Origin of the sequence: Allobosea sp. BE125, assembly GCF_031456075.1 — a bacterium.
Lineage (GTDB): Bacteria > Pseudomonadota > Alphaproteobacteria > Rhizobiales > Beijerinckiaceae > Allobosea.
This window is the reverse complement of the sequence record NZ_JAVDTY010000015.1, coordinates 94,258-121,233: the sequence shown is the minus strand read 5'-3', so window position 1 is coordinate 121,233 and position 26,976 is coordinate 94,258. Positions and strand designations below refer to the sequence as shown.

Here is a 26,976-nt window from a genome sequence, read left to right as displayed (position 1 = left end):
AGCGGAGGTGCGGCGGGTTTGACGGCGCATGTGATGCATCCGATGGCGTCGCCGGACGGTTGTCCGGCACTCGTGCTCAATGCCGATTTCCGGCCTCTGAGCTACTATCCCCTATCGCTGTGGAGCTGGCAGGACGCGATCAAGGCGGTCTTCATGGACCGCGTCAACATCGTCTCCGAATACGATACGGTGGTGCGCAGCCCGAGCTTCAACATGAAGCTGCCCTCAGTCGTCTCGCTGAAGACCTATATCAAGCCGTCGCGGACACCGGCCTTCACGCGCTTCAACGTGTTCCTGCGCGACCGCTTCTCCTGCCAATACTGTACCTCGCGCGAGGACCTGACCTTCGACCATGTCGTGCCGCGCTCCAGGGGTGGCCTCACCACCTGGGAGAACGTCGTCGCGGCCTGCTCGCCCTGCAATCTGCGCAAGGGTGACAAGATGCCGGCGGCGATCGAGATGTTCCCGACGCAGAAGCCCTACGCACCGACGGTCAATGATTTGCATCGCAACGGCAAGCTCTTCCCGCCGAATTACCTGCATGAGAGCTGGCTGGATTATCTCTACTGGGACTCCGAGCTGGAGCCGTGAGCCGGCTTGACGGCTGGCCAGGCAACGTCTTGTATCCACGGCACAATCAGGCACGCGGACGCCACTGATCAAGCCGAGGATGACGATGACCAAGACTCCCCTGGACCACAAGACTGCCCTGGACCAGTGGCTCGATCAGCACCATGCGGAACTGACCGCGATCAGGCGCGATATCCATGCCCATCCCGAGCTTGGCCTGGAGGAACATCGCACTGCCGCCCTGGTCGCAGCCAAGCTGCGCGAATGGGGCGTGGAGGTCACCGAGGGCATTGGCGGCACCGGTGTCGTCGGCGTCATCAGGGGCCGCAGAGCCGGCCAGCGCGCCGTCGGCCTGCGCGCCGACATGGACTGCCTTGCCCTGAACGAGGAGACCGGCCTCCCCTACGCTTCGCAATATCCCGGCAAGATGCATGCTTGCGGCCATGACGGCCACACCACGATGCTGCTGGGCGCGGCCGGCTATCTCGCCGCCCATCCCGATTTCGGCGGCACGCTGCACCTGATCTTCCAGCCGGCCGAGGAAGGCCGTGGCGGAGCGGTCGCGATGCTGAAGGACGGGCTGTTCGAGCGCTTTCCCTGCGACGCGATCTACGGCCTGCACAACACGCCGGGCATGCCGGTCGCGCATTTCGGCACCTGCAACGGCCCGATGCTGGCCGCGGCCGACAGCTGGGCCGTGACCTTCCGCGGCGTCGGCGGCCATGGCGGCTCACAGCCGCATCTCTCCACCGACATCACCTACGCCCAGGCCCATTTCGTGCTCGGGCTGCAGGGCATCGTCGGCCGCAACGTCCCACCGCTCGACACCGCCGTGATCAGCGTCGGCTATATCCATTCCGGCTCGACGGAAGCCTCCAATGTGGTTCCCTCGGAACTGAAGATCGGGGGCACGGCCCGCAGCTATTCGCCCGAGATCCGCGCCTTGATCGAGCGTCGCATCGCCGAGATCGCCGAGGCCACCGCCCAGGCCTGGGGCTGCACCGCCGAGGCCTCCTATCATCGCGGGCCGCGCGCCCTGCTCAACCAGCCCGATCAGGTCGCGGTCGCGGTCGCCGCGGCGACCAGCTCGGTCGGAGCAGCCAATGTGAATGGCGCGATCAGGCCCGGCACCGGTGGCGAGGACTTCGCCGAGATGATGGAGGTCAAGCCCGGCGCCTTCATGCGGATCGGCAATGGCGTCGCCGCCGACGGCTCCTTCGCCGGATTGCACACGCCGCGCTATGATTTCAATGACGCCATCATCCCCGACGGGGTTCGCTACTGGGTGAATGTCGTCAGCGAAGAGCTCGGCCAGGGTTGGCAGGCCGCAGCCGCCTGAGCGCCATCCCAATCAAGCCTAATCCCGCGGAGCGCCTCAGGCGCTCCGCGCCCGGGCCAGCCCGAACAGGGCCGCGACCAGCAGCACGAGCGAGGCCAGTGCGTTCCAGCCCGCAAGCGACAGGCCCAGGAAGCGCCAGGCGGCTTCAGTGCAGGAGACGACCTTCACCGTCTGCAGCTGCTTCATGAAGTCCTGCACGCCGGCAACGGTCGGCGCAGCGCCGGCGCAATCGGTGGGGCCGGCAAACCAGCCCCATTCGACGCCGGCATGGTGGAAACCGAGCCAGCTGCTCCACGCCATCAATCCGGCAAGCCCGAGCAGCACCAGCCATTGCAGCCGAAGCGAGCGCGCCAGCACCAGCCCCGCCGCGGCAAGCCCGATCGCAGCGTAATGCGGCAGGCGCTGCTCGAGGCAGAGCTTGCAGGGCTGCAGGCCCAGGACCAGCTCGAAGAACCAGGCGCCCGCGATCAAAGCGAGGCAGCCGAGCCCGATCAAGAGGATCACGCGGGCTGGAGAGACCGAGCTATCGGCGCTGGCTCGGTCGAGGGTCGAACTTGTCATGGCAAGGCGCTCAGCAGGAGAGGAACTGCCCGGAACCTGCAACCAGCTTGAGGCCGAAATAAAGCGCAATCAGCAAAGCAGCCGCGACGACAGCGATCACTTTCAAGCGACGTTCGATGAAATGGCGGATCGTCTCGCCGAAACGGCGCAGCAGGAAGGCGAGCGCGAAGAAGCGCGCGCCGCGCGCCAGCACGCAGGACAGGATGAAGAAGCCAAGGCCGATATGCACCGCTCCGGCCAGGATCGTCACCACCTTGATCGGCGGCAGATGCGCCAGCCCCGAGGTCGTCAGCAGAATCAGCGTGGTGTCGGGCCCGGCGCAAGTGCGCAGGGCCTCGAAAGCGCCGAGCTTGCCGTAGAAGGCGAGCACCGGCCGCGCCAGCGCTTCAAAGGCGTAATAGCCGATAGCATAGCCCGCGATGCCGCCAAGCACGGAGAACACCGTCGCAACCAGGGCCAAGCGATAGGCCCGGGCCGGCCGCGCCAGCGCCATCGGCACGAACAGCACATCGGCGGGGATCAGAAAGAACGAACTCTCGACGAAGGCGACCACGGCGAGCCAGAGCTCGGCGCGCGGCCGGGCGGCGAGGGACATGGTCCATTCGTAGAGGCGCTTGATCATGGCGGGTTTACTAGAGCATCGGCCCGAAAAGTGGAATGCGGTTTTCGGAAGAAGCCGATGCAAAATCAAAGAGCTACAGTATCGGGCCGAATACGATACTCGGTCCGATGCTGTAGGTGTGCAGCCGTCCGCTCGTCCATGCGTTTGCGCAAGCCGATATGCAATTTCACGCAGTGCGGCAGACGCATTGACCGCGCGCGTTCGATCGCTATAGTCCCGCCCGCCTGCAAGGGCCCCTGTGGCGGAATTGGTAGACGCGCTCGACTCAAAATCGAGTTCCGCAAGGAGTGCTGGTTCGATTCCGGCCAGGGGCACCACAGCCGGCTTTCCATGCCGGAGCGACCTTGCGTATCCTCCTGATCAATCCGAACACGATGCCGGAGATGACCGATCTGGTCGTCCGCGTCGTCACGCCGCATCTGCCGGCAGGCGTCTCCCTGAAAGCCGCCACCGGGCGGTTCGGCGCGCAGTACATCGCCAGCCGCAGCGCCGGCGCGATCGCCGCCCATGCCGCGCTCGAGGCTTATGCCGAACATGGCGAGGGCTGCGACGCGGTCTATCTGGCCTGCTTCGGCGATCCCGGCCTGTTCGCGCTGAAGGAGCTCGCACCCATACCCGTCATCGGCATGGCCGAGGCAAGCTGCAAGGCCGCCGCGCAAAAGGCCGGCCGCTTCTCGATCGTCACCGGCGGCGAGCGTTGGGGGCCGATCCTGCACGAATTCGTTGGGATGCTCGGGCTCGGCGAGCGCCTCGCCGCCGTCGAGACCGTTGCCCCGACAGGCGCCGACATCGCCCGCGATCCGGAAGGCTCGATCGCGCTCCTCGCGGCGGCTTGCCGCAAGACAGCGCAGCGCGACGGCGCCGGCGCGGTCATTCTCGGCGGAGCGGGGCTCGCGGGGTTGGCGGCGCGCGTCCAGCCCCTCGTCGACATCCCCGTGCTCTGCTCGGTCGAGACCGGCATCGCCGCCGTGCTCGCGGCGATGCGGGCGCCATCGACCAAGCCGGAGAGCGGCGATCTGGCGCTACCCCCGCCGGTCGGCAGCAAGGGGCTGTCGGAGCGCCTTGCAAGCCTGCTGCTCAAGCCTTGAGCCAGGACTGAGCGGCCTTACGCTCAGCCCTTCCCAGCCAGCGAGATGCCGTTCTGCGAGGCGATCCAGTCCGACAGCATCGGCACGTAATCCTCGCCCTTCCCCGCCGCGACCGCCGAGGCAAACGCGTTCTTCACCGCATTGCCGACCGGGTTGGGTACACCAGCCGCATTCGCGACGCTCTCGAGATAGCGGACATCCTTCAACGCATTGACCAGCGTGAACTTGTGGGCGTCGCGGTCACGCTCCAGCACATATTGCATGAAGGTCTGGTAGAAGCCGCAATCCATCCGGCTACCGCGCAAAACGCTGTCGAAGGTCTGCGGCGTGATGCCGATCTTCTGCGCCAGCGTCAGCGCCTCCGAGTAGATCGCGGCATAGCCCATCGAGAGGAAGTTGTTGAGCAGCTTCATCTTGTGGCCGTCACCGACCGGGCCGAGATGCACGACCTTTTGCGCCCAGGCCTCGCAGGCCGGCTTGATCCGCGCAAACACCTCGGGCGCGGCGCCGACCATCGCCGAGAGCTGTCCGAGCGCCGCTTGCGCCGGCGTGCCGCCGAGCGGCGCATCCGCGAGATGCAGGCCCTTCGCTTCCAGCTCGGCCGCGAGCCGGACCGTGACGCCCGGATCGGAGGTCGAGCAATCGACGATCACCGTCCCGGGCCTGGCCCCGGCCGCGATGCCGTCGGGTCCGTTCACCACGGCCTCGACCTGGGCCGAGCCCGTGACGCACAGGAAGATGATCGTCGCGTTCTGCGCCAATTCCTTCGGCGTCCCGGCCTCCTTCGCGCCGGCCGCGACCAGCGCCTCCACCGGCTTGCGGTTGCGGTGGCCCATCACGGTCAGCGGGAAGCCCTTATCCACCAGATTGCGGGCCATGCCCTGGCCCATCAGGCCGACGCCGATGAAACCGATGGACTCTTTGCTTGCGCTCATCTTCAATTTCTCCTGTTTCTATGAGAATGACATCATCGAGTGACGGAATGGCCGGGCCCGGGACAGGCTATGAGGTCTTGATTCCGCTTCTGGAGAAGCGCGCATGACCGGCAAAGGGCCTCCGCCCGAAACGACGCCCCCCGGCAGGACCGCGAACCCGCCGGCCGTCCCCAACGGTCGTGGACGCGTGACCCTGCAGATCATCGCCGACCATCTCTCGGTCTCGACCGCGACGGTCTCGCTGGCGCTGCGCGGCTCGCCGCTGGTCGCGGAGGCGACGCGCACGCGCGTCCAGCAGATCGCCCGCGAGATGGGCTATAGCTACAACCGCAGCGCCGCCTCCCTGCGGACCGACCGGACCAACATCCTGGGCGTCGGCTTCCACGACATCACCAACCCCTATTTCGCCGAATTGCTGGCCGCGATCGAGGAGACGGCGACCGCTCATGGCCGCTCGATCCTGCTCGGCACCTATGCCGAGAGCCTGGAGCGCCAGGACCGTGTGCTCTCCACGCTGAAGGAATACCGCCCCGACGGCATGATCATCTGCGCGGCCGGCGGCAGCACGCCCGAGGCTTTCGACCATCTGATCGCGGCGGGCGTGCCGCTCGTCCAGCTCTCGCGCGAGATCATCGGGCTCGACCTCGATTTCGTCGGCTCCGACGACCGCCAGGGCACGGTTCTGGCCGTTGAGCATCTGATCGCGCTCGGCCACCGCCGCATCGCCTTTCTCGGCGAGAGCCAGAGCATCTCGACCGGTCGCAACCGTTACGCCGGCTATTGCGGGACGCTGGCGCGGCACGACATGCCGCTCGACCCGGCTATCGTCTATTCCGCCTATGGCACGCGCGAGAACGGCCTCAAGGGCATCCAGGCGGTTCTCGACGTCGACGACCCGCCGACCGCCGCCGTCTGCTTCAACGACCTGACCGCGTTTGGCGCCATGATGGGCTTGCGTCATCGCGGGCTGGAGGCGGGCGTCGATTTCTCGCTGATCGGCTGCGACGACGTTCAGGAGGCCGCGCAGTGGTATCCGGCCCTGACCACGATCAGGAATTTTCAGGACGAGATGGGCCGCAGATCCGCGGAATTCCTGATCAAGCGCATCGCCGAGCCCGACGCCCCGACGCGCCGCCTGCTGCTGACGCCGGAGCTCGTGCTGCGCGCCACGACCGCTCCGCCCAGGCGCTGAGCCTGGTTTCACGGATCATTCGCAGGCTTGGCGTTGAGCGCACGATAGGCCCGCACGACCTGCGAATCGTCGCGCGCGCCATGGCCCAGCCCCGAGGTCGCCAGGAACATCTGGTGGGCGGCGGCGGCCAGCGGCAACGCCGTCTTGGCCGCACGCCCGGCATCGAGCACGATGCCGAGATCCTTGACGAAAATGTCGACGGCGCTGGCGACCGTCGGATCCGGCTCATGCATGCGCGGGCCGCGATCCCTGAGCATCCAGGAGGACGCCGCAGAGCCACCCATGATCTCGAACAGCACGCGCCCGTCGATGCCCGCCTTTTCCGCCAGCGACAGCGCCTCGGCGGCTACAGCGATATGCACGCCGCAGAGCAGCTGGTTGACCGTCTTCACCGTCGCGCCCTGCCCCGGCCTCTCACCGACATGGAAGACCTTGTCGCCCATCGCGTCGAGCACGGGCCTGGCCTTGTCGAAGCTCTCCTGCGGCGCGCCGACCATGATCGAGAGCGTCGCGGCCTTTGCTCCGACCACACCGCCCGAAACAGGCGAATCGACGAAATGCCGGCCGGATCTGACGACCTCGGCCGCGATCGCCTCGACCTCGCCGGGCGGGCAGGTCGCCATCAGCATGATGACCGCACCGTCGCTGAGCGCGGCAAGCGCGCCGGCCTCGAACAGCACCGCGCGCGCCTGAGCGGCGTTCACCACCATCAGCACCAGCGCATCGGCGCCGGATGCGGCAGCCTTGGCGCTGTCGGCTGCGTGCCCGCCGGCAGCCGCCAGCGCGTCACGCGCGCTTTCGCGCATATCGAAGCCGGTGACGCGGAACTGCCGTTTGATGAGATTCTCGGCCATCGGCGCGCCCATGGCGCCGAGCCCGACGAAGGCGATGGAAAGGGGGGTGGTCGGCATCTGTTCGCTATGTCCTATGCTGGCATCGTCCCGGACGGAGCCCTCGGGTCCGATCTTCAATCGGCCCAAGGATAAACTCCGCGCAGAGCCTGTCCTTGGGCCGGCCAGAGGCCGGACCCAAGGGCCGCTTCGGCCGGGATGACAGCGCGGTGATCATGTAGAAAGACCACTCGCCGAAGGTTACTCCTTCACCGCCCCGGTCATCGCCGACACGTAATGCTCGACGAAGAAGGCGTAGAGGATGACCAGAGGCAAGGAGCCTGCCAGTGCGCCGGCCATCAGCGAGCCCCAGCGATAAATGTCGCCATCGACGAACTCGTTGACGATCGCCACCGGCACCGTCTTGTTCTGTGTCGAAGACAGGAAGGTCAGCGCGTAGATGAACTCGTTCCAGCACAGCGTGAACGAGAAGATGAAGGCCGAGATCAGGCCCGGCACCGCCAGCGGCAGGATGATCTTGGTCAGGATCTGCCAGCGATTGGCGCCATCGATCAGGGCGCATTCCTCAAGCTCGAAGGGGATGGTCTTGAAATAGCCCATCAGGAGCCAGGTCGAGAACGGGATCAGGATCGTCGGATAGACCAGGATCAGCGCCAGAGGCGTATCGAACAGGCCGACATTGTAAATCACCGTCGCCAGCGGAATGAACAGGATCGAGGGTGGCACGAGATAGGCCAGGAAGATCAGCGCACCGACGGTCTGGGCCCCCTTGAAGCGCAGGCGCACGATCGCATAGGCCGCGAGCACGCTGGCCACCAGCGAGATGAAGGTGGCGCAGCTGGCGATAAACATCGTGTTCCAGAGCCAGCGCGGATAGTCGCTCTCGAACAGCAGCTTGTGGATGTGCTTGAAGGTCGGCGTCCAGGTCCAGAACGGGCTGACCCTGTCCATGTCGATGAGCTGGTTGTCGGGCTTCACCGCCGTCAACGCCATCCAGTAGAACGGGAACAGCAGCACGACGAGGATCAGGAACAGCGGGATATAGGTCGTGACGATGCGGCTCGGCACCGTCTCGAGATAGGCCATCCCCTCGCTATGGTCCTGGGTGGCGGCGCGATGGCCGGCGTCGATGCTAGTCATTGCTGCCGCCCTGCTGCCATTTGCGTGTCTGGAGCCCGTACCAGGCGATGCCGATGGCAGCGAGCAGGAAGGGGATCATTGCCGTCGAGATCGCCGCGCCCTCGCCGAGCTGCCCGGCGATGATCGCACGCTGATAGGACAAGGTCGCCATCAGATGGGTCGCGTTGACCGGGCCGCCGCGCGTCAACGCCCAGATCAGCTGGAAATCGGTGAAGGTGAACAGGACGGAGAAGGTCATCACCACCGCGATGATCGGGGTCAGCAGCGGGTAGGTGATGTGCCGGAAGCGCTGCCAGTTCGTGGCGCCGTCGAGCGTCGCCGCCTCATAGAGCGAGGGCGAGACGGTCTGCAGGCCCGCCAGCAGCGTGATCGCGATGAAGGGCACGCCGCGCCAGACATTGGCGAAGATCGTCGACCAGCGCGCATTCCAGGGATCGCCGAGGAAGTTGATGTTGTGGTCGATCCAGCCCAGCTGCCGCAGCGACCAGGAGATGATCGAGAACTGCGAATCGTAAATCCACCAGAAGGCGATGGCCGAGAGCACCGTCGGCACGATGAAGGGGATCAGCACCAGCGCGCGGATCAAGGCCTTGAACGGCAGGTGCTTGTTGAGCAGCAAGGCGAGATAAAGCCCGATCGCGAACTTCGCGACGCTGGCGACCACCGTATAGAGCAGCGTGTTGAACACCGACATCCAGAAGACGCTGTCACCACCGAGCCACTCATAGTTCTCCAGGCCGATGAACTCGCCGGCGCGGCCGATCTTGGTGTCGGTGAAGGAGAGCCAGACGCCGAGGAAAAGCGGGTAGCCGAGGAACAGGATCAGGATGCCGGCAGCGGGCACCATGTACCAGAATCCGAGCCAGTTGCGGCTGCTGCACAGCTTCTGCCAGGCCGAGCGCCCGCTCCTGCTCCTGGTCGTTCCGGCCGGCATCTCGATTGCTGAATTGGCCATCGCTATTCCGGTGTCAGGATGAAAAACGGGTCCGGCCAGGCGGGCCGGATTGTGATGCGAAAGCATGCGCCGGGAGAGGCCTGCCACAGCCCGCCGGAGCGGGCGGTGGCAGGCAATTGTCCAGGCTCAGCGGTAGATGCGCTTGGCCTGTCGCTCGGCGCCGGCCATGGCGCCCTTGATGTCTTCGCGGCCAGTGGCGTAGTTCGCGAACATATCGACCACGATGAAGTCGGCGATCGCCGAGGCCGCCTTCTCGCCCAGCGTACCAAGGCCCGCCGGCGTCAGCGTGCGCTTGGCGACATCGCGGAAGGGCGTGGTCTTCGGATCGGCGGTCCAGACCGGGTTCTTGTCGTATTCGCCGAGGAAATGCGACAGGTAGCCTTGCGCCGCACCGATCCACGGGTTGAACTGCGGCGCATCCAGCATGAAGGCGATGAAGGCCTTGCAGGCATTCGGCACCTTGGTGAACTGGAAAGCGAGCATCGTGAAGGGCAGGTGCAGCTCGGTCGGCTTGCCGACGGGGCCGATCGGCATATAGGCGTGGTCCATGTCGGCCGCCATCTCGGGCTTTTCCTTCTTGGCCGCGACATAGACCGAGATGCCGTTGACGGTGGTGTGCAATTCGCCGGCGAGGAAGGCCTTGTTGTTCGAGGAATCGTTCCACGAAGCCGTGCCGGGAATGAAGGTCTCGTAGAGCGCCTTGCTGTATTCGAGCGCCTTGGCGGTTTCGGGCGAGTTGATGACGACCTTGTCGTTCTTGTCGACGAGGTTGCCGCCATGGCTCCAGAGCAGCCAATGCAGCCAGGTGTTGGCGTCGCCCGAGGCGTGGCCGAAGGCCATGCCCGCCGGGGTATTGTTCGCCTTCAGCGCCTTGCAGAGCTCGAGGAAACCGGCGGTGTCCTTCGGGAATTCCTTGAAGCCGGCCTTGTTGATCGAGGAGATGCGGTAATTCACCAGGCCGCCGCTGGCGGCGATCGGAATGCCGATCCATTTGTTGCCGAGCTTGCCGTAGGCCTCCGCCGAGGGGAACCAGCCGCCATGCTTCTCGCCGAGATATTTCGAGACATCCGAGAGATCGAGGCACTTCTGCGGGAACAGATGCGGCAGCGAATAGAGACCCCAGACCAGATCGAGTCCCTGCCCGGTATTGGCCACGACCGAGGCTTTGGGCTGCAGGTCGTCATAGGATTCGTTGGTGACGGTGATTTTGGCGCCGGTTGCCGCCTCGAAAGCCGCGACGAGCTTCATGAACTCGACGTCTTCGGCCTCGACGAAGCGCTTCCAGCGCATCAGGTTGATCTTGGCGTTCGGCTCCACCTTGAACGGCGAGGCCTGCGCCCAGGCCTTGGCATAGGCGAGCAGGTTCGTGCCGGCGCCGAGGCCCAGCGCAGCACCGCCCTTGATCAGCGATCTACGATCGAAATTCATTGTCATCCTCCCTGGGGATATGGGTCCGGCAGCTCTTTTTCGGCCGCCTTGAACCGGATCATCCGGTTTGCCTGTCAGCCCCGCCCGTTCGCGAAGGAATGGGCTGGGCTTGATGTCGTATATCGTTTCTCCTGATCGCCTGGACTGCTTGCTGCCGGCTTCGCGAAGCCGGACTCAGTCGATCCGCTTGCCTGTCGCCGCATCAAAGAGATGCGTCACATTGGTGTCGGGCGTGATGCCGATGTTCTCGCCGGGCTTCGCATCGATCCGCTCGCGGAAGACGCAGGTCATCTCCTGGCCGCCACAGCGCACCACCACCTGCGTCTCCGAGCCGGTCGGCTCGATGACCACGACCTCGGCCTTCAGGCCGTTGGGGTCGAGCCGGAAATGCTCGGGCCGGATGCCGTAGACCGCGGCCTTGCCGTTCGAATCCGCCGGGTGCTTGCCGATCGGCCAGGTGACACCGCCCTCGGTCACAAAGCCCTCGGGCTTGATCGTGCCCTTCAGCAGATTCATCGAGGGCGAGCCGATGAAGGCGGCGACGAAGAGGTTGTTGGGCTTGTCGTAGAGATCGAGCGGGGCGCCCATCTGCTCGACGATGCCGTCATGCATCACGACGATCTTGTCGGCCATGGTCATGGCCTCGATCTGGTCGTGGGTGACGTAGACCGTGGTGGTCTTCAGGCGCTGATGCAGCTCCTTGATCTCGGTGCGCATCTGCACGCGCAGCTTGGCGTCGAGATTGGAGAGCGGCTCGTCGAACAGGAAGACCTGCGGATCGCGCACGATGGCGCGGCCCATGGCGACGCGCTGGCGCTGGCCGCCGGAGAGCTGTCGCGGATAACGGTCGAGCAATTTGTCGAGCCCGAGAATCCCCGCCGCCTTGCCGACGCGCTCGTCGATCTCGGCCTTCGGAGCTTTGCGGAGCTTCATCGAGAAGGCCATGTTGTCGGCCACCGTCATATGCGGATAGAGCGCATAATTCTGGAACACCATGGCGATATCACGCTCTTTCGGCGGCACGTCGTTGACGACGCGCGGGCCGATGCGGATTTCGCCACCGGAGATGTTCTCAAGGCCGGCGATCATGCGCAGCAGGGTGGACTTTCCGCAGCCGGACGGACCGACGAGGATGACGAATTCGCCGTCGCTGATGTCGATGTCGACGCCATGGATGACTTGCGTCGTACCATAGGCCTTGCGCACGTCGGCAATCTGGACTGAGGCCATGTGAGCCTTCCTTTGGACTTGCTTCCCCGAGGACATGGTGCCGTCCGGACCAAGGCCCGAGCGTTCCACGCCGCTTGCTCTATCGGCTTCTTGTGACCGATCGATGCCAATGGCCGCAGTCCAGGCCACGCCTGTTGCGTCCAATTTCATCTGCGATAAAGTCATACGATACGGACAGGCGTGTCAAGCGCCGGAAGCGCAGTGAAGGCACCGGGTTTCCCGGCGCGTTTTGTTGCAATGCGGAAGGAACGCCAAGACGATGCGGGTGCGCGATTTTTCGCGGCCGACGACCTTGAACGCCGACCGCCTGTTCGGGCAGGTCGCGCAGAAACTCGCTGTCGCCATCATCTCCGGAACCTTCAAAGCCGGCGAGCTCTTGCCCAATGAGGACGCGTTGCGCTCCGAGATCTCGGTCTCGCGCACCGCCTATCGCGAGGCGGTCAAGGTGCTCACCGCCAAGGGGCTGGTCGAGTCCCGGCCGAAAAGCGGCACCCGCGTCGCGCCTCGCGAGAGCTGGAACCTGCTCGATCCTGATGTCCTGTCCTGGCATTTCAAGGCTGATCCGAACGAGAAATTCATCCGCGATCTCTTCGAGTTGCGCCGTTTCGTCGAGCCCAGCGCCGCGCGACTTGCCGCGATCCGCCGCTCTCCCGCCGACCTTGCACGCATCGAGGCGTCCTATCGCGGCATGACCGACAATCCGCCCTATGCCGAGGCGACGATCCGGGCCGATCTCGCCTTCCATGAGGCGATTTTCGCCGCGACGCAGAACTCCGCCCTGCAATGCCTGACGAGCGTCGTCACCGCGGCGATTCAGTGGACGCTGCTGCTCAAATCGACCGATGACCGCAATTATTTCGTCGAATCCCTCGTCGATCATGAGCGCGTCTTGGAGGCGATCATTCAGCGCGACGGCGACCTTGCGGCCTCGCGGATGACAGCGCTGGTGATCGACGCCCTGAATTCGACGCTGGCCTTTCTGGGGCCGAACAGCAGCGTGCAAACCCACAAAATCGCGTGAATAAGTCATACTACATATGCGCCCATCAGCGCTTTTCCCGCGTCGCGGGACGTGTAGAGATGGGCAGCAGTTGCGCGCGGAAGCACTCGACGCCGCAATCTAATCGATTCAGATTCGCCGAATCAAGTTTTCTCCCATTCTCCCCCAGACGATGGAAACGCACGCCATGACACGGCCCAACGCAACCGAGATCATCATGACGGGCCCGCTGATGGCCTATGCCGCCGACCAGCTGAAGGCGCGCTTCACCGTGCACGAGCTCTGGAAGGCCGAGGACAAGGCCGCTTTCCTGCGCGAGGTCGGCGAGCGGGTGCGCGGCATCGCCGGCGGCGGCCATATCAGGATCGACGGGGCACTGTTCGACGCCCTGCCCAAGCTGGAGATGATCGCGAATTTCGGCGTCGGCTACGACAATGTCGATGCGACGGAGGCCGGCAAGCGCGGCCTTGTCGTCTCCAACACGCCCGATGTGCTCTCCGACGAGGTCGCCGACCTGACCATCGGCCTGCTGCTCTCGACGATCCGGCAGTTGCCGCAGGTCGACCGCTATCTGCGCGAAGGCAAGTGGCTGAAGGGCGCCTATCCGCTGACGACCTCGCTGCGCAAGCGCTCGATCGGCATCGTCGGGCTCGGCCGCATCGGCAAGGCGGTCGCGCACCGGCTCGAGGCTTTCGGCGTGCCGATCGCCTATCACGGCCGCACGCGCCAGGCCGATGTGCCCTATCGCTACTATCCCTCGCTGGTCGAGATGGCGGCGGATGTCGACACGCTGGTCTCGGTCGCGCCAGGCGGCGCCTCGACCCATCACATCATCAATGCCGAGGTCTTGAAGGCGCTCGGCCCCAACGGCATCGTCGTTAATGTCGGGCGCGGCACCGTCATCGATGAGAAGGCGCTGATCGCGGCGCTGCAGAACAAGACGATCCTGTCGGCCGGTCTCGACGTCTTCGAGGACGAGCCGCGCGTGCCCGCCGAGCTCATCGCGATCGAGCATGCCGTGCTCCTGCCCCATGTCGGCTCGGCCTCGGTCCACACCCGCGAGCAGATGGGCCAGCTTGTGGTCGACAACCTGCTGTCATGGTTCGATGGCAAGGGACCCCTCACCCCGGTTCCCGAGACGCCATGGAAAAAGGCCTGAGCTTGCAGCGCAAATCCCACGGGATGCGTGGCCTGCCGTTGCTCGCGGCAGGCCTGGTCGCATTCGCGTGCGCCGCCCAGGCGCAGACCCCGGCCCCGCCGCGCGGAGCCGACAAGGCGCCCGACAGCCTTCGCCCGCTGCTCGGCGCCTGGGACCTGGAACGGGTCGGAGCATCGCGCAAATGCACCATCACGCTCGGCATCGAGCCTGCCGGCAATGGCCGGCAGGTGCGCTTTCCCGCAATCTGCCGCCGGGCGCTACCGCTGCTCGACCAGGTCGCCGCCTGGAGCGTCACACCCGATGGCGCCCCGCGCCTCGACGACAGCTCCGGCAAGACCGTGCTCGCCTTCGGCCGGACAGGTACTGAGGCCGGGCTGCAGGGCAAGACGGCGGACGGGCAGCAATATTCGCTCGACCCCAAGGGTTACCCGCGCGCGGCTCGCCGCGCGCCGTCGAACCCGGCGGAGTCGGCTGCAATCGCAGCCCAGCGGCCGACCGCTATCGATCCGGCGCGCGCGCCTGCCGCCGACACCCTGCCCGGCCGCTATTCGGTGATGCGCCAGCAGAACCGCGAGGCCTGCAAGCTCGTCCTGACGCCCGGTCCGCCAGACCGCGCGCCGGCCGCTTTGGAAGGGCCGTGCCAGGATACCGGATTGACGATCTTCGATCCCGCCGGATGGCGCTATGGCGCAGGTCGGCTCACCCTAGTCGCACGCAAGGGCCATAGCCTCGATCTCGTCTTCGAGAGCGGACAATGGCGCAAGGATCCGGCGGTCGGCGCGCCCTTGCTGATGCGCAAGCTGCCTTAGATCACGTGGGATTCTAAAAGCTTGGAGCATTTTCGAGCGAAGCGGACACCGGTTCGCGTGAGGAAAATGCGATAAAACAAGCGCCAAGAGCATTTCTGCGCTTCGGAGAAACGCGACAATGCTCTCGCACTCAGATGAAGAACTCGTTCTTCAGTTCCTGCGGAAAAAGCCGCTCGGCATAGAGCTTTCGAAAGCGCTCGGCGCCAATCGATTCCGCGGCATCCTGATTCAATCTCAGGATCGAAAGGACATGCCCGGTCCGAACGCCGAAGGGACTTGACGTCACCATCGGGTCGATGCGCTGATCCTTCAGCATCACCTGCTCGCCGGACGCACCCCCCTTGTCGTGTTCCCGCTTGAAATGGACGATATGCCGAATCGTCTCTTCGCCGCAGATGCCGTCGATGTTGAGTTGTCTGCCGCCGCTCGGAATGAAATTGTACTGTTCGCCGTCGAATTTCTGCGGCTGATCCTGAAGCAGCCGGATGAAGAACTGGACGAGCAGGACGTCACCCCGCTTGTTGGGGCAGCCTCGACCGACAGCCAGGTCGATCTGGTACATGATCTGGAGCGTTCTCGTCTCTCTGCTCAGAACCTTGAGGCGCGGCATGGCTTGTCTCTCCAAACCCATCGCGCCCCAATAATAGCAGAACGCGCGCCGGCTGAATACGAGCCGGCGCGCGTTCTGCGAGGTAGCTCCTATGCGTATCTCAGACCGCAGTTTGCGCCGGCTCGCCCTCGGCGTCGAACCCGGTCTCCTTGTCGAGAATCGCGTGCATGCGCTTCTCGTCGAGCGAGTTCTCCCATTTCGAGACCACGATGGTGGCGACGCCGTTGCCGATCAGATTGGTCAGCGCGCGCGCCTCCGACATGAAACGGTCGATGCCGAGGATCAGCGCGATCGAGGCCACGGGGATATGGCCGACCGAGGCCAGCGTCGCCGCCAGCACGATGAAGCCCGAGCCGGTGACGCCGGCCGCACCCTTCGAGGTCAGCAGCAGCACGGCGATGATGCCGATCTCCTGCGAAAGCGTCAGGTCGATATTGGTCGCCTGCGCCAGGAAGATCGCGGCCATGGTCAGGTAGATGCAGGTGCCGTCGAGATTAAAGGAATAACCGGTCGGGATGACAAGCCCGACGACGCTTTCCTTGCAGCCGAGATGGCTCATCTTGGCGATCATGCGCGGCAGCACGCTCTCGGATGACGAGGTGCCGAGTACGATCAGGAGCTCTTCCTTGATATAGGCGATGAACTTGATGATCGAGAAACCAGTCAGCCGCGCGATCGTGCCCAGCACCAGGAAGATGAAGAGCAGGCAGGTGGCGTAGAAGGCCGCCATGAAGCTGCCGAGCGAGACCAGCGTGCCGATGCCGAACTTGCCGATGGTAAAGGCCATCGCGCCGAAGGCGCCGATCGGCGCCGCCTTCATGATGATGCCGACGATCTTGAAGAAGACCAGCGAGATGTCGTCGACGAATTTCAGCACCGGCTTGCCGCGCTCGCCGATCATCTGCAGGCCGAAGGCGAAGAGCAGGGCGAAGAACAGAACCTGCAGGATTTCACCATTGGCGAAGGCGCCGACCACCGTGTCCGGGATGATCGCCATCAGGAAGGCTATGGTGCTCTGGTCGTGCGCCTTGGCCGTGAAAGCGGCGATGCCCGAGGTGTTGATCGTGTTGACGTCGACATTCATGCCGACGCCCGGCTTCCAGAGATTGATCACGACGAGGCCGACGACGAGCGCCAGCGTCGTGACCAATTCGAAATAGAGCAGCGCCTTGAGGCCGACCCGGCCGACCTTCTTCATGTCGTCCATCGAGGCGACGCCGTGGACGACCGTGAGGAAGATGATCGGCGCGATGATCATCTTGATCGCCTTGATGAAGGCGTCGCCGAACGGCTTCATCGCCTCGCCGGTCTGCGGGTAGAAATGCCCGAGCAAGGCGCCGATCGTGATCGCCGTCAGAACCTGCACGTAAAGATGGGTCCACCAGGGACCTTGATGGCCGCGAGTGAGCTCCGCCGTCGCCGTTGCCATGACCGTCCCTCCGAGCGCGCATCTGTTCCGATGCATCACGACAGCCGCTACGCCGATTTCTGCGGGACGACAAGATACCCCCAGCCAAACCGCCTGGCTGCTTGCGGACGGCGCCAAGCGCCGCCCGCGGTCATTCCGATATACGCTGGGGCGCGGGCCAGCCGAGCTGACGCCCGACTTCAGTCGTGTGACAGGCGGAGAGTGCAAGCAGCGCCAAGGCCGCGATCGTGACTCGTATCATGCTGACCTCTGGAGGTTGTTAGGGACTATGGGGATGAAGGCCGCCGCGGGCTCCGGCCACAATGTCTCAATCGTGATCACCCAAGATCCGGATCGAGCAGGATGCGAAAAAGTGGGAACCGGTTTCTCGCATTGATCCTGCTCTCGCTTTTAGATGAGAGACGGATTCAGATTTCGGCTGGGATCACTTCGTGATTCCAGCTGAAATCATCCGGCTCCAACGAGGCTTTCGACCTGATCGCGATGCGCGAACACGACGAGCCCGCTGAGGACGAACAGCACGATCGCCGGGATCGGCGAGCCCGGGATGGCGAGGAGATGAGCCAGGGTGGCGCCGACCATGATGGCCGCGAGAAGCGCGCCGCCGAAAGCGGCGAAGGCGGGAAGCAGGATCACGATGGCGCCGATCACCTCCAGCATCCCGGTGACATAGCGGAACCACTGGCCCAAGCCGAGATGCTCGAAATTCTCGACCATCATCGGCACGCCTGCGAGCTTGGCGCCGCCGGCCGCAAGGAAAACCGCGGCGAGCAGAACCTTCAGGCTCCATAGACCGATCCGCCGCCAGCGCGGCACCGTCTCAACATGGGTGAGTGACATGAATTCCTGCCGAACAAGGGGGAAGCGAGGGGAAAGCGGCCCTTCACCGACCGCTTCCTTCACTCACAATTCGGAGGCAGGATTGAAAACACAAGAAGGATGCTTTTTGTAACGCAGTATGAAAAACAAGACTATTGAAGCCCAAGACCCGATCGGCAACGCCGAATCCGACACGGATTCAAAGGCCTGCGCCGGCGCGCCGCCAGTCCGGCAATTTCAGGCGGCGATGCACATCCTGACCGGCAAATGGAAGGGCGAGATCCTCTGGCAGCTCACTCAAGGCACCTTGCGCTTCGGCGAATTGCGCCGGGCGATCCCCGGCATCACCCAGCATATGCTGACTACGCAGCTACGCGACCTGGAGAGGCATGGCCTCGTCAAGCGCACGCTCTATGCCGAGGTGCCGCCGCGCGTGGAATACGAACTCACCCGAGCCGCCTTCGATCTGCGGCCGGTTTTCGAGGCGATCCAGCGCTGGTCGGAGGCACATGCGATCATGCTGCATTCCGCGGCAGACGAGGCCGAGCCGCATGACGGGCCGGCGCGCCCGCGCCGCCGGAACCCGTGAACGGAAAGCTGCGTTCCAAAGGAAAGGGCGCAGCCATGCCGCCCTTCACTCGGCCGCCTGTGGGGCGGAAAGCACGCCGCGCCGGATCTGGTCCTCCTCGATCGACTCGAACAGCGCTCGGAAATTGCCTTCGCCGAAGCCGTCATCGCCCTTGCGCTGGATGAACTCGAAGAAGATCGGCCCGAGCACCGTGCCGGAGAAGATCTGAAGCAGGACCTTGCTCATGCGGCCCTCCTTCTCGCCGAGCGCGACTGCGCCCTCGCCATCGATCAGGATGCCGTTCGCCTTCAGCCGCTCGACCGGCTCGCCATGGCCTGGCACGCGCGCATCGACCTTCTCGTAATAGGTCTCAGGGGGAGCCGGCATGAAGGGCAGCGCATTGCGGCGCAGCCGTTCGACGGTGGCGTAGATATCGCGCGCGCCCATCGCGACATGCTGGATGCCTTCGCCCTTGTACTGGCGCAGATATTCCTCGATCTGGCTCTTGTCGTCGAGCGACTCGTTGATCGGGATGCGGATCTTGCCGCAGGGCGAGGTCAGGGCCCGCGAGATCAGCCCGGTCAACTTGCCTTCGATGTTGAAGAAGCGGATCTCGCGGAAATTGAACAGCTTGCCGTACCAGCCGGCCCAGTGATCCATGCGACCGCGATGGACGTTGTGGGTCAGGTGGTCGAGGTAATACAGCCCGGCCTGCTCGGGATGGGGATCGCGCTCAGCCGTCCATTCGAAATCGACATCCCAGATCGAACCCTTCTCGCCATAGCGATCGACGAAATAGAGGATCGAGCCACCGATGCCCTGCACCGCCGGGATCGCCAATTCGCCTGGGCCGACCTTGCTCTCATAGGGCTCGGCGCCGAGCGAGACCGCACGCTCGAAGGCATGTTTGGCGTCGACGACGCGAAAGGCCATGGCGCAGGCGCAAGGGCCGTGCTCGACCGCAAAGCCCTGGGCGAACGAGTTCGGTTCGGCATTGACGACGAAATTGACGTCGCCCTGACGGTAGAGCGTCACCTTCTTGGAGCGGTGCTGCGCGACCCGCGTGAACCCCATCCGCTCGAACAGCTCACCCAGCTTCTCCGGCTCGGGATGGGCGTATTCAACGAATTCGAAACCATCCGTTCCCATCGGATTGGCCTCGGAAATGGCGGGCGGGGCGGCGTCGAACGGAAACGGACCCATGGAGATTCTCCTGCAGATGACCTGCCATTATCCTTGCGCGTGAACAGGGCACGAAGCGTGCAAAAGCGCTTGCATGACCGCAGATTGCGCACAGAATGCGCGCATGAGAGGGGCATCATGCAAACACCACCCAATCTCGACAGCTTCGACTGGCGCCTGCTCGAGGCGCTCCAGCAGGACGCATCGCTGACCAACGGCGCCCTGGCCGAGAAGGTCGGCCTCTCCGCGAGCCAGATCTCGCGGCGTCGCCAGCGGCTGGAGCAGGACGGTACGATTCGCGGTTATCGCGCCCTGATCGAGCCCTCCGCCATCGGGCTCGGCATCACCGTCTTCATCCATGTCGCGCTCAACACGCATTCGCGCGACAATGCGCGGCGCTTCCGCGATCTGGTCCGGCTGACGCCGGCAATCCTTGAGGCCCATGCCCTGACAGGGGAAGCCGATTATCTGCTCAAGGTCGCAGTCGGCGATCTCAAGGAGCTGTCGCGTTTCATCAACGAAATCCTGATGCCGCATGAGAGCGTGGCGCGGGTGCGCTCCGAAATCGCACTCGAAACGTTGAAGGAACCCGGCCTGCTGCCATTGGCCGGATCTTAGCGCGCTTCGAGCTAAACGGGCACCGGTTCGCGCGAAGAAAACGCGTTAGAACAATGACGTAGAGCAATTGAGCGGCCCAAATAGATCGGAAATTGTTCTCGCCGCGTCATCATATTTTCGCAGGTCTGACCTGGAGATTGTACCGGATGGCGCTTACGTGCAGGCTACCACAATCACGGATTCTGGAGACCGCTCGATGTTCAACGCCAAATCGCTTCTCGATGCCCTGGTCAGTGCCGGCAGCCAGGCCGGCCAGGCAGGCGGACAATCGGGAGGCCTCGGCGCAGTGCTCGGCGGGCTGGCGGAACAGGTGCAGAAAGCCGGCGGCGTTGGCGGACTTGCCGGCATGGCCGGCCAGATTCTTGGTCAGGCGACGCAAGGTGTCGGCGATGCCGCCCGCCAAACCGGCGTCCAGCAGAAGACCAATGATGCGCTCGGCCAGGCCACTGGCGGGCGTACGCCGCAGGACATTCTGGCCCAGGCCAAGGGCATGTTCGACAAGAACCCGGCGATGGCAACGGCCGTACTTGGCGGGCTCGGCGCGCTGGTTTTCGGCTCCTCGGCCGGGCGGGCCGTCGTCGGCTCCGCCGCCAAGCTGGGCGGCCTCGCGCTGATCGGCGGGCTGGCCTACAAGGCCTATCAGAATCATCAGGCCGGCAAGCCGTTGCTTGACGCGCAGGAGCCGGTCCAGCCGGCTCCTGCCGGCACCGGCTTCGAGCCCGCGGCGGCAAACGAGGCGACGGCGCTGATCTTCATCCGCGCGATGATCGCAGCGGCCGCCGCCGATGGGGCAATCGACGAGGACGAGCGCAAGAGCATCCTCGGCGGCCTGCGCGAAGCCGGCTTCGACCCCGAGGCCAATGAGTGGCTAGCCAATGAGATGGCGCATCCAGCCTCGGTCGACACCTTGGTCGAAGGCGCAACCAGCCCCGAATTGGCAGCGCAAATCTATACGGCGGCGCGCATTGCCATCAATCCCGACACGGCCAAGGAGAAGGACTTCCTCGCCGGGCTGGCGGGCGCGCTCGGGCTCGACGCCGAGCTGGTCGCGAATATCGATGCGGCGGCGAGCGCCGCGAAGGTCTAGACCAGGGTGCGAAAAAGTGGGAACCGGTTTTTCGCACCAATCCTGCTCTAACTTTTTGATGAGAGCCGGATGACGCAGATCCGGGGTGCGTCGAGCACGGATTGACCATCCGGCTGACCCGGCCGACCTATGCGGTATGCAATCCCCCTCCCCGCATTGGTCGGCGCGCCTGCCATTCTACTATGGCTGGCTCATCATCGGTATCGCCTTCGTCACCATGGCGGTCGCCGTCAGCGCACGCACGGCGTTCTCACTGCTGCTGCCGCCGCTGATCGACGAGTTCGGCTGGGATCGCGGGCTCGCATCGGGCGCCTTCTCGTTTGGCTTCCTGCTTTCGGCCGCGACCAGCACATTCGTCGGCCGCGTCATGGACAAGCATGGCCCGCGCGTCGTGATCGAGACGGGCGTGGCGATGCTGGCGACGGGCATGCTGGTCGCGCCTGCAATCAGCACGGCCTGGCATCTCTACCTGACGCTCGGCGTGCTCGTCGGCTGCGGCGCCAACCTGATGAGCTTTTCGGCACAGTCGCTGTTCCTGCCGAACTGGTTCGTGCGCCGCCGGGCCTTTGCGATCAGCATCGCGTTTTCCGGCGTCGGCGTCGGTGCGCTGCTGCTGTTGCCCTGGCTGCAATCGATCATCAGCCGGGAGGGCTGGCGCGCCGCCTGCTGGATCATGGGCCTGCTCGTGCTTTTTCTGCTCGGCCCGCTCAATCTGCTGGTCCGCCGCAGACCCCAGGATCTCGGCCTCCTCCCCGATGGCGAGACCGGCTCGGCTGGAACCGGTGCGGCGCAGCGTGCGGCGGCCGTGGCCGATCCGGCCTGGGTCGCAGTGGAATGGACGCTGGCGCGAGCACTGCGCACCGCGCGCCTCTGGTGGATCATGCTCGGCTATTTCTGCGCATTGGTTGCCTGGTATGCCGTGCAGGTCCACCAGACCAAATACCTGATCGAGATCGGCTTCACCCCACTCACGGCCGCCTGGGCGCTCGGACTGGTCAGCGCCGTCGCCATCCCCGGTCAGATCGGCCTCGGCGCGCTGTCCGATCGCATCGGCCGCGAATGGATCTGGATGGTCGGCTGCCTGGGCTTTGCCATCTGCTACGCCGCGCTGATCGCGCTGGAGCAAAGGCCCTCGCCCGTGCTGCTCTATGTGATGGTGATCGCGCAGGGTTTCCTGGGCTACGCGCTCGCCTCGGTGATGGGCGCGATCGTCTTCGAGATTTTCGAAGGGCCACATTTCGGGGCGATCTTCGGGACGGTCACGGTGGCCCTGCTCGGTGGCGGCGCGGTCGGGCCCTGGCTCGCCGGCACGATTCACGATGCGACCGGCAGCTATCGCCTGGCCTTCCTGCTGGCGATCGCCTGCTGCTTCGTCTCGGCGACAGCGATCTGGCTGGCGGCGCCACGCAAGGTGCGGCTGGTACCCGGGCGCGTCAGGCGGTCGCCTTTGGCCGCGGAGTGAGCGCCATCAGTTCGACGAACCGTCACTCCGCTGTGCCTGACACCCCCGAACTGCTTCGCCGCTAGGGCCGGGTGGCCGGCGGCTCAATGGGCCGCGGATTCCGAGAACAGGTTGATGACGATCACCCCGGCCACGATCATGGCCATGCCGATCATCGCCGGGGCATCGAGTGTCTGGCCGAACAGCACAAGCGCGATCAGGCTGATCAGCACGATGCCGACGCCGGACCAGATCGCATAGGCGATGCCGACCGGGATCGTGCGCAAGGTCAGCGACAGGAAGTAGAACGCGCTGGCGAAGGCGATCACCGTGATCAGCGAGGGCACGAGCCGCGTGAACTCGTTCGACGCCTTCAGCGCCGAGGTACCGATGACCTCGCTGACGATGGCGATCGCGAGATAGAGATAGCTCATGCGGCCAGGCTCCGGCCCGCATCCGCGAGCGTTCGGTGGTCTTCAGGAAGAGGCGCGGCAGTCGGCGCTCTGGACACCGCGCTTCAAGGCAATGCCTCGATGTCGACCCTCAGCGCTCAAGGCGCGCGGCGCGCGCCCTGGTCGTCCTCGAAGACCGGCCTGAAGAAGGAGCGTTCATAGCTGAGGATGAAGCGGTCCTTCTCGTTCATCGCGAAGGCGGCCTGGCATTCGGGATCGTCGAAGGAGCGCTTGCGATAGTCCTCGTATGCCGCGAGCGATGGGAAGCTGAACATCGCCAGCGCCACATTGGAGACGCCCTCCGACGGCATGAAATAGCCGTGATGCTTGCCGCCGAATTTCTCGACGAGCCGGATCCAGAGCTTGCCATAGGCCTCGAAGGCCGGCAGCTGATAGGGGTCGACGATATAGCGCAGATGGCAGGTGATCATGCTCAGCTCGCCCTGGCGCTCTTGAGGAAGTCATCCATCCGCGCCAGCGCCCGCTCGATATTCTCCAGCGAGTTCGCATAGGACAGCCGGATATAGCCCTCGCCATGGACGCCGAAATCGGGCCCGCCGATGGTGGCGACGCCTGCCTCTTCCAGCAGGGCGGAGGCCAGCTTCTTCGCCTTCCAACCGGTCTGAGAGACATTGGGGAAGGCGTAGAACGCTCCCTTCGGCACAGCGCAGGAGACGTTGGGCAAGGCGTTCAGCCCCTTGACCACGGCCTTCCGGCGCCGGTCGAACTCGGCCAGCATCATATGGACTGCATCCTGCGGGCCGGTCAGGGCCGCGAGCCCGGCCCATTGCGCCGGCGCGTTGACGCAGGAATGCGAGTTCACCGCGAGCTTGCGGGCGTTCTCGTAAAGCGGCTTGGGCCAGACCGAAAAGCCCATGCGCCAGCCGGTCATGGCATAGGTCTTCGACCAGCCATTCAGCAGGATGAGGCGGTCGCGGATTTCCGGATAGCTCAGCAGGCAGACATGCTTCTCGCCGTCATAGAGCATCTGGTCGTAGATCTCGTCCGACATCACCGCGACATCGGGGAAATCAGCCAGCCCCGCGACCAGCTTGTCGACTTCCGCTTTCGGCGTGACACCGCCGGTCGGATTCGCCGGCGAGTTGATGATCAGGAGCCGCGTCTTCGGCGTGATCAGCGAGAGCGTCTCCTCCGCCGAGAAGGCAAAACCATTCTCTTCGCGGATCGGCACCGGAATCGGGGTCGCCCCGGTATATTCGATCATCGAGCGATAGATCGGGAAGCCGGGATCGGGATAGAGGATCTCGGCGCCGGGCTCGCCGAACATCAGGATCGCCATGAACATGGTGACCTTGCCGCCCGGCACGATCATCACCGCTTCCGGCGAGACCTCGACCTGGAAGCGCTTGTGCAGATCGGCGGCGACCGCCTCGCGCAGCGGCAAGATGCCGTTGGCCGGCGTATAGCCGTGATGACCGTCGCGCAAAGCCTTCACCGCCGCCTCGACGATATGGTCCGGCGTCGGGAAATCGGGCTGGCCGATGCCGAGATTGATGATGTCCTTGCCCTGGCGCTGCAATTCGGTCGCGCGCGCCAGCACGGCGAAGGCGTTCTCCTCGCCGATGCGGGCGAAGGACGGGACGACATGGAGCGTCATGACGGCGTTTCCTTAGGATAGGTCGAGGTCGATGCGGCCAGCTCTCATCGGGGCCTTAGGCCTGTCTTGGCCGCAAAGCCGCGCGCGATGCAAGTCGCGCGATGCACAAGTCACGCAATGCAGATGTCGCATGCGAGCCGCGCGATTGCGCCAGCCGCTGGCCCGCCCCCGCACGCCTGACACTTGTCACCCCGGTGCGCCGGGCCTTTCCTGCGCGTGCACGAGATCGAGCGTTCGGCATTGGCGGGCGATCCTGCATGCTGTATGCAGCAATCTCCAATAGTATGATTATCTGCGTCCAGGCCTCTTGCCGCGCCGTGGATCATCGGCAAAGTTGCGTGTCTCAAATCGTTTTAAAGAGACCGGCAAGCGGCCATCAGCGCCGCGCCGCGCGAGAGGAAAAGACGAGGATGGCCAAAGCACCTGCCGGCAAGAAGCCGGTCCGCAAGATCAAGCCCGAACAGCTGCGCTCGAAGGCCTGGTTCGACAATCCCGCCAATGCCGACATGACGGCGCTCTATATCGAGCGCACCATGAATTTCGGCCTGTCGCGCGACGAATTGCAGTCCGGCCGCCCGATTATCGGCATCGCCCAGACCGGCTCCGACATCGCGCCCTGCAACCGCCACCATATCGAGCTCGCCCATCGCGTCCGCGACGGCATCCGCGAGCGCGGCGGCGTGCCCTTCGAGTTTCCGATCCACCCGATCCAGGAAACCTGCAAGCGCCCGACCGCGAGCCTCGACCGCAACCTGCAATATCTCTCGCTCGTCGAAATCCTCTACGGCTACCCGCTCGACGGCGTCGTGCTGACGACCGGCTGCGACAAGACCACGCCGGCCCAGCTGATGGCGGCAGCGACCGTCGACATCCCCGCGATCGCCCTGCCCGGCGGCCCGATGCTGAACGGCAATTTCCGCGGCGAGCGCACGGGCTCCGGCACGATCGTCTGGAAGGCGCGCCAGATGATGGCCGCTGGCGAGATCGACTATAAGGGCTTCGTCGATCTGGTTGCGTCCTCGGCGCCCTCAGCCGGCCATTGCAACACCATGGGCACGGCGACGACGATGAACTCGATCGCCGAGGCGCTCGGCATGACGCTGCCCGGCGCCGCCGCGATCCCCGCGCCTTACCGCGACCGCTATGAGATGGCCTACCTCACCGGCCTTCGCATCGTCGACATGGTCTGGGAGAATTTGATCCCGTCCAAGATCATGACGCGCGAGGCCTTCGAGAACGCGATCGTGGTCAACTCGGCCATCGGCGGCTCGACCAACGCGCCGATCTCGGTCAACGCCATCGCCAAGCATATCGGCGTTCCCCTCGACAACGAGGATTGGACGGCGGTCGGCTATGATATCCCGCTGCTGGTGAACCTGCAGCCCGCCGGCGAATATCTCGGCGAGGATTACTACCGCGCCGGCGGCGTTCCCGCCGTGGTCGCCGAACTCGTCGCCAAGGGCAAGATCAAGCCCGCCATCACCGCCAATGGCAAGACGCTGGCGGAGAATTGCGAGGGCTTCTTCGCCGAGGACCGCCGCGTCATCAAGGCCTATGACGAGCCGATGAAGGCCCATTCCGGCTTCCTCAATCTGCGCGGCAATCTGTTCGATTCCGCCATCATGAAGACCAGCGTGATCACGCCGGAATTCCGCAAGCGCTATCTTGAGAACCCGAAGGATCCCAACGCCTTCGAAGGCAAGGCGATCGTCTTCGACGGGCCGGAGGACTACCACCACCGCATCGACGACCCGGCGCTCGCGATCGACGAGCACTCGATCCTGTTCATCCGCGGCGTCGGTCCGGTCGGCTATCCCGGCGCGGCCGAGGTCGTGAACATGCGGCCGCCGGACTACCTGATCAAGAAGGGCGTCACCGCGCTCGCCTGCGTCGGCGACGGCCGGCAATCGGGCACCTCCGGCTCGCCCTCGATCCTGAACGCCTCGCCGGAAGCGGCGACCGGCGGCGGGCTCGCACTTCTCAGGACCGGCGACAAGGTCCGCATCGACCTCAACAAGCGCAGCGCCGACATCCTGATCTCCGAGAAGGAGCTCGAGGAACGCCGCGCCGCGTTGAAGGCCGCCGGCGGCTACAAATACCCCAGGAGCCAGACCCCCTGGCAGGAGATCCAGCGCAAGATCGTCGGCGAGCTCTCCGAGGGCATGGTGCTGAAGCCTGCGGTCAAGTACCAGAAGATCCACAAGAAGTTCGGCGTGCCGCGCGACAACCACTGACGCACGAGCACGTACCGAACGCTATCCTCGTCATTGCGA

The 26,976-nt window shown here is 64.7% G+C and carries 27 protein-coding genes and 1 tRNA gene; 13 read left to right on the top strand and 15 right to left on the bottom strand.

The genetic code is table 11. From position 1 onward, the window contains the following. Window positions 1-33 precede the first annotated feature (33 nt). On the top strand, window positions 34-591 hold the full coding sequence (locus J2Y55_RS26965) for an HNH endonuclease (protein ID WP_069693314.1): 558 nt from the start codon (window positions 34-36) through the stop codon (window positions 589-591). Window positions 592-676: 85 nt separating this feature from the next. Next, a complete protein-coding gene (locus tag J2Y55_RS26960) occupies window positions 677-1,909 on the top strand; it encodes an amidohydrolase (RefSeq protein ID WP_310159586.1) in 1,233 nt (410 codons plus the stop codon). 36 nt (window positions 1,910-1,945) lie between these two features. Here J2Y55_RS26960 and J2Y55_RS26955 read toward each other — a convergent pair whose 3' ends face one another. Both J2Y55_RS26955 and J2Y55_RS26950 read right to left on the bottom strand, forming a co-directional pair. Continuing rightward, a complete protein-coding gene (locus J2Y55_RS26955) occupies window positions 1,946-2,470 on the bottom strand; it encodes a disulfide bond formation protein B (protein WP_310159585.1) in 525 nt (174 codons plus the stop codon). A gap of 10 nt (window positions 2,471-2,480) precedes the next feature. Further along, window positions 2,481-3,092, bottom strand: a complete 612-nt coding sequence (locus tag J2Y55_RS26950; protein WP_310159583.1) for a YqaA family protein — start codon at window positions 3,090-3,092, stop codon at window positions 2,481-2,483. A gap of 232 nt (window positions 3,093-3,324) precedes the next feature. Here J2Y55_RS26950 and J2Y55_RS26945 point away from each other — a divergent pair. Both J2Y55_RS26945 and J2Y55_RS26940 read left to right on the top strand, forming a co-directional pair. Then, window positions 3,325-3,409, top strand: a tRNA-Leu gene (locus J2Y55_RS26945). 27 nt (window positions 3,410-3,436) lie between these two features. After that, a complete protein-coding gene (locus tag J2Y55_RS26940) occupies window positions 3,437-4,180 on the top strand; it encodes an aspartate/glutamate racemase family protein (RefSeq protein WP_310159582.1) in 744 nt (247 codons plus the stop codon). Between the two features lie 23 nt (window positions 4,181-4,203). Here the strand turns inward: J2Y55_RS26940 and J2Y55_RS26935 are convergent, their stop codons facing one another. Continuing rightward, window positions 4,204-5,115 carry an NAD(P)-dependent oxidoreductase gene (locus J2Y55_RS26935; protein WP_310159581.1) on the bottom strand — a complete coding sequence of 304 codons (912 nt, stop codon included), beginning with the start codon at window positions 5,113-5,115 and terminating at the stop codon, window positions 4,204-4,206. A gap of 187 nt (window positions 5,116-5,302) precedes the next feature. Between J2Y55_RS26935 and J2Y55_RS26930 the strand changes: the two genes are divergently transcribed. Continuing rightward, entirely contained in the window at window positions 5,303-6,307 is a 1,005-nt protein-coding gene (locus J2Y55_RS26930) for a LacI family DNA-binding transcriptional regulator (protein ID WP_310159580.1), read from the top strand. Window positions 6,308-6,315: 8 nt separating this feature from the next. Here the strand turns inward: J2Y55_RS26930 and J2Y55_RS26925 are convergent, their stop codons facing one another. The 5 genes from J2Y55_RS26925 to J2Y55_RS26905 form a co-directional block, all read right to left on the bottom strand. Next, entirely contained in the window at window positions 6,316-7,218 is a 903-nt protein-coding gene (locus tag J2Y55_RS26925; protein WP_310159578.1) for an NAD(P)-dependent oxidoreductase, read from the bottom strand. A 180-nt stretch (window positions 7,219-7,398) separates the two neighbouring features. Beyond that, window positions 7,399-8,298 (bottom strand): carbohydrate ABC transporter permease, encoded by a 900-nt coding sequence (locus tag J2Y55_RS26920; protein WP_069688751.1) that lies wholly within the window; start codon window positions 8,296-8,298, stop codon window positions 7,399-7,401. Beyond that, window positions 8,291-9,232: a carbohydrate ABC transporter permease gene (locus J2Y55_RS26915; protein WP_404979050.1), complete on the bottom strand. Its 942-nt coding sequence runs from the start codon at window positions 9,230-9,232 to the stop codon at window positions 8,291-8,293. Before J2Y55_RS26915 ends, J2Y55_RS26920 begins: the two co-directional genes overlap by 8 nt. Window positions 9,233-9,379: 147 nt before the next feature. After that, the gene (locus J2Y55_RS26910) at window positions 9,380-10,681 is read right to left on the bottom strand and encodes an ABC transporter substrate-binding protein (protein ID WP_404979048.1); all 1,302 of its coding nucleotides are present in this window, start codon (window positions 10,679-10,681) and stop codon (window positions 9,380-9,382) included. A gap of 174 nt (window positions 10,682-10,855) precedes the next feature. Then, on the bottom strand, window positions 10,856-11,911 hold the full coding sequence (locus J2Y55_RS26905) for an ABC transporter ATP-binding protein (protein WP_310159570.1): 1,056 nt from the start codon (window positions 11,909-11,911) through the stop codon (window positions 10,856-10,858). A 259-nt stretch (window positions 11,912-12,170) separates the two neighbouring features. Between J2Y55_RS26905 and J2Y55_RS26900 the strand changes: the two genes are divergently transcribed. The 3 genes from J2Y55_RS26900 (at window position 12,171) to J2Y55_RS26890 (ending at window position 14,879) form a co-directional block, all read left to right on the top strand. After that, entirely contained in the window at window positions 12,171-12,932 is a 762-nt protein-coding gene (locus J2Y55_RS26900) for a FadR/GntR family transcriptional regulator (RefSeq protein ID WP_310159569.1), read from the top strand. A gap of 166 nt (window positions 12,933-13,098) precedes the next feature. Continuing rightward, on the top strand, window positions 13,099-14,070 hold the full coding sequence (locus tag J2Y55_RS26895) for a 2-hydroxyacid dehydrogenase (RefSeq protein WP_310159567.1): 972 nt from the start codon (window positions 13,099-13,101) through the stop codon (window positions 14,068-14,070). Continuing rightward, window positions 14,055-14,879, top strand: a complete 825-nt coding sequence (locus tag J2Y55_RS26890) for an AprI/Inh family metalloprotease inhibitor (RefSeq protein WP_310159566.1) — start codon at window positions 14,055-14,057, stop codon at window positions 14,877-14,879. Before J2Y55_RS26895 ends, J2Y55_RS26890 begins: the two co-directional genes overlap by 16 nt. Window positions 14,880-15,009: 130 nt before the next feature. On the opposite strand, the gene J2Y55_RS26885 is transcribed toward J2Y55_RS26890, so the two are convergent. From J2Y55_RS26885 to J2Y55_RS26875, 3 genes are all read right to left on the bottom strand, one after another. After that, complete coding sequence (locus J2Y55_RS26885) at window positions 15,010-15,489, bottom strand: hypothetical protein (protein WP_310159565.1); 480 nt, start codon at window positions 15,487-15,489, stop codon at window positions 15,010-15,012. Window positions 15,490-15,589: 100 nt separating this feature from the next. Next, window positions 15,590-16,918 carry a dicarboxylate/amino acid:cation symporter gene (locus tag J2Y55_RS26880; protein WP_310159564.1) on the bottom strand — a complete coding sequence of 443 codons (1,329 nt, stop codon included), beginning with the start codon at window positions 16,916-16,918 and terminating at the stop codon, window positions 15,590-15,592. A gap of 447 nt (window positions 16,919-17,365) precedes the next feature. Next, complete coding sequence (locus J2Y55_RS26875; protein WP_310159563.1) at window positions 17,366-17,758, bottom strand: DoxX family protein; 393 nt, start codon at window positions 17,756-17,758, stop codon at window positions 17,366-17,368. A gap of 226 nt (window positions 17,759-17,984) precedes the next feature. Here J2Y55_RS26875 and J2Y55_RS26870 point away from each other — a divergent pair, with 226 nt between their 5' ends. After that, window positions 17,985-18,326: a winged helix-turn-helix transcriptional regulator gene (locus J2Y55_RS26870; protein ID WP_310159647.1), complete on the top strand. Its 342-nt coding sequence runs from the start codon at window positions 17,985-17,987 to the stop codon at window positions 18,324-18,326. 45 nt (window positions 18,327-18,371) lie between these two features. Here J2Y55_RS26870 and hppD read toward each other — a convergent pair whose 3' ends face one another. Next, on the bottom strand, window positions 18,372-19,508 hold the full coding sequence (hppD, locus tag J2Y55_RS26865; protein WP_310159562.1) for a 4-hydroxyphenylpyruvate dioxygenase: 1,137 nt from the start codon (window positions 19,506-19,508) through the stop codon (window positions 18,372-18,374). Window positions 19,509-19,625: 117 nt separating this feature from the next. On the opposite strand from hppD, the gene J2Y55_RS26860 reads away from it, so the two are divergent. The 3 genes from J2Y55_RS26860 to J2Y55_RS26850 all read left to right on the top strand — a co-directional run bounded on the left by J2Y55_RS26860 (window position 19,626) and on the right by J2Y55_RS26850 (window position 22,654). Beyond that, on the top strand, window positions 19,626-20,105 hold the full coding sequence (locus tag J2Y55_RS26860; RefSeq protein WP_310159561.1) for an Lrp/AsnC family transcriptional regulator: 480 nt from the start codon (window positions 19,626-19,628) through the stop codon (window positions 20,103-20,105). A gap of 196 nt (window positions 20,106-20,301) precedes the next feature. Continuing rightward, window positions 20,302-21,192, top strand: a complete 891-nt coding sequence (locus J2Y55_RS26855) for a tellurite resistance TerB family protein (protein ID WP_310159560.1) — start codon at window positions 20,302-20,304, stop codon at window positions 21,190-21,192. A 136-nt stretch (window positions 21,193-21,328) separates the two neighbouring features. Then, window positions 21,329-22,654, top strand: coding sequence for an MFS transporter (locus tag J2Y55_RS26850; protein WP_310159559.1), 1,326 nt, complete (start codon window positions 21,329-21,331; stop codon window positions 22,652-22,654). 83 nt (window positions 22,655-22,737) lie between these two features. Here J2Y55_RS26850 and J2Y55_RS26845 read toward each other — a convergent pair whose 3' ends face one another. The 3 genes from J2Y55_RS26845 to J2Y55_RS26835 all read right to left on the bottom strand — a co-directional run bounded on the left by J2Y55_RS26845 (window position 22,738) and on the right by J2Y55_RS26835 (window position 24,703). Next, window positions 22,738-23,067 carry an SMR family transporter gene (locus J2Y55_RS26845; protein WP_310159558.1) on the bottom strand — a complete coding sequence of 110 codons (330 nt, stop codon included), beginning with the start codon at window positions 23,065-23,067 and terminating at the stop codon, window positions 22,738-22,740. A 116-nt stretch (window positions 23,068-23,183) separates the two neighbouring features. Further along, window positions 23,184-23,516, bottom strand: a complete 333-nt coding sequence (locus tag J2Y55_RS26840) for an NIPSNAP family protein (protein WP_310159557.1) — start codon at window positions 23,514-23,516, stop codon at window positions 23,184-23,186. 2 nt (window positions 23,517-23,518) lie between these two features. Then, entirely contained in the window at window positions 23,519-24,703 is a 1,185-nt protein-coding gene (locus J2Y55_RS26835; RefSeq protein WP_310159556.1) for a pyridoxal phosphate-dependent aminotransferase, read from the bottom strand. 410 nt (window positions 24,704-25,113) lie between these two features. Between J2Y55_RS26835 and J2Y55_RS26830 the strand changes: the two genes are divergently transcribed. After that, on the top strand, window positions 25,114-26,937 hold the full coding sequence (locus tag J2Y55_RS26830; protein WP_310159555.1) for an IlvD/Edd family dehydratase: 1,824 nt from the start codon (window positions 25,114-25,116) through the stop codon (window positions 26,935-26,937). Window positions 26,938-26,976 lie beyond the last annotated feature (39 nt).

Excerpts from the sequence above, each read along its gene's own strand:
- J2Y55_RS26965 (WP_069693314.1), top strand. The coding sequence starts at position 34 with ATGCATCCGATGGCGTCGCCGGACGGTTGTCCGGCACTCGTGCTCAAT.
- J2Y55_RS26960 (WP_310159586.1), top strand. The coding sequence starts at position 677 with ATGACCAAGACTCCCCTGGACCACAAGACTGCCCTGGACCAGTGGCTC.
- J2Y55_RS26855 (WP_310159560.1), top strand. The coding sequence starts at position 20,302 with ATGTTCAACGCCAAATCGCTTCTCGATGCCCTGGTCAGTGCCGGCAGC.
- J2Y55_RS26905 (WP_310159570.1), bottom strand. The coding sequence starts at position 11,911 with ATGGCCTCAGTCCAGATTGCCGACGTGCGCAAGGCCTATGGTACGACG.
- J2Y55_RS26870 (WP_310159647.1), top strand. The coding sequence starts at position 17,985 with ATGCACATCCTGACCGGCAAATGGAAGGGCGAGATCCTCTGGCAGCTC.
- J2Y55_RS26895 (WP_310159567.1), top strand. The coding sequence starts at position 13,099 with ATGACACGGCCCAACGCAACCGAGATCATCATGACGGGCCCGCTGATG.
- J2Y55_RS26890 (WP_310159566.1), top strand. The coding sequence starts at position 14,055 with ATGGAAAAAGGCCTGAGCTTGCAGCGCAAATCCCACGGGATGCGTGGC.
- J2Y55_RS26935 (WP_310159581.1), bottom strand. The coding sequence starts at position 5,115 with ATGAGCGCAAGCAAAGAGTCCATCGGTTTCATCGGCGTCGGCCTGATG.
- J2Y55_RS26840 (WP_310159557.1), bottom strand. The coding sequence starts at position 23,516 with ATGATCACCTGCCATCTGCGCTATATCGTCGACCCCTATCAGCTGCCG.
- J2Y55_RS26835 (WP_310159556.1), bottom strand. The coding sequence starts at position 24,703 with ATGACGCTCCATGTCGTCCCGTCCTTCGCCCGCATCGGCGAGGAGAAC.
- J2Y55_RS26950 (WP_310159583.1), bottom strand. The coding sequence starts at position 3,092 with ATGATCAAGCGCCTCTACGAATGGACCATGTCCCTCGCCGCCCGGCCG.
- J2Y55_RS26920 (WP_069688751.1), bottom strand. The coding sequence starts at position 8,298 with ATGACTAGCATCGACGCCGGCCATCGCGCCGCCACCCAGGACCATAGC.
- J2Y55_RS26880 (WP_310159564.1), bottom strand. The coding sequence starts at position 16,918 with ATGGCAACGGCGACGGCGGAGCTCACTCGCGGCCATCAAGGTCCCTGG.
- J2Y55_RS26845 (WP_310159558.1), bottom strand. The coding sequence starts at position 23,067 with ATGAGCTATCTCTATCTCGCGATCGCCATCGTCAGCGAGGTCATCGGT.
- J2Y55_RS26915 (WP_404979050.1), bottom strand. The coding sequence starts at position 9,232 with ATGCCGGCCGGAACGACCAGGAGCAGGAGCGGGCGCTCGGCCTGGCAG.
- J2Y55_RS26830 (WP_310159555.1), top strand. The coding sequence starts at position 25,114 with ATGGCCAAAGCACCTGCCGGCAAGAAGCCGGTCCGCAAGATCAAGCCC.
- J2Y55_RS26875 (WP_310159563.1), bottom strand. The coding sequence starts at position 17,758 with ATGTCACTCACCCATGTTGAGACGGTGCCGCGCTGGCGGCGGATCGGT.
- J2Y55_RS26955 (WP_310159585.1), bottom strand. The coding sequence starts at position 2,470 with ATGACAAGTTCGACCCTCGACCGAGCCAGCGCCGATAGCTCGGTCTCT.
- J2Y55_RS26910 (WP_404979048.1), bottom strand. The coding sequence starts at position 10,681 with ATGAATTTCGATCGTAGATCGCTGATCAAGGGCGGTGCTGCGCTGGGC.
- J2Y55_RS26925 (WP_310159578.1), bottom strand. The coding sequence starts at position 7,218 with ATGCCGACCACCCCCCTTTCCATCGCCTTCGTCGGGCTCGGCGCCATG.
- J2Y55_RS26900 (WP_310159569.1), top strand. The coding sequence starts at position 12,171 with ATGCGGGTGCGCGATTTTTCGCGGCCGACGACCTTGAACGCCGACCGC.
- J2Y55_RS26860 (WP_310159561.1), top strand. The coding sequence starts at position 19,626 with ATGCAAACACCACCCAATCTCGACAGCTTCGACTGGCGCCTGCTCGAG.
- J2Y55_RS26850 (WP_310159559.1), top strand. The coding sequence starts at position 21,329 with ATGCAATCCCCCTCCCCGCATTGGTCGGCGCGCCTGCCATTCTACTAT.
- hppD (WP_310159562.1), bottom strand. The coding sequence starts at position 19,508 with ATGGGTCCGTTTCCGTTCGACGCCGCCCCGCCCGCCATTTCCGAGGCC.
- J2Y55_RS26885 (WP_310159565.1), bottom strand. The coding sequence starts at position 15,489 with ATGCCGCGCCTCAAGGTTCTGAGCAGAGAGACGAGAACGCTCCAGATC.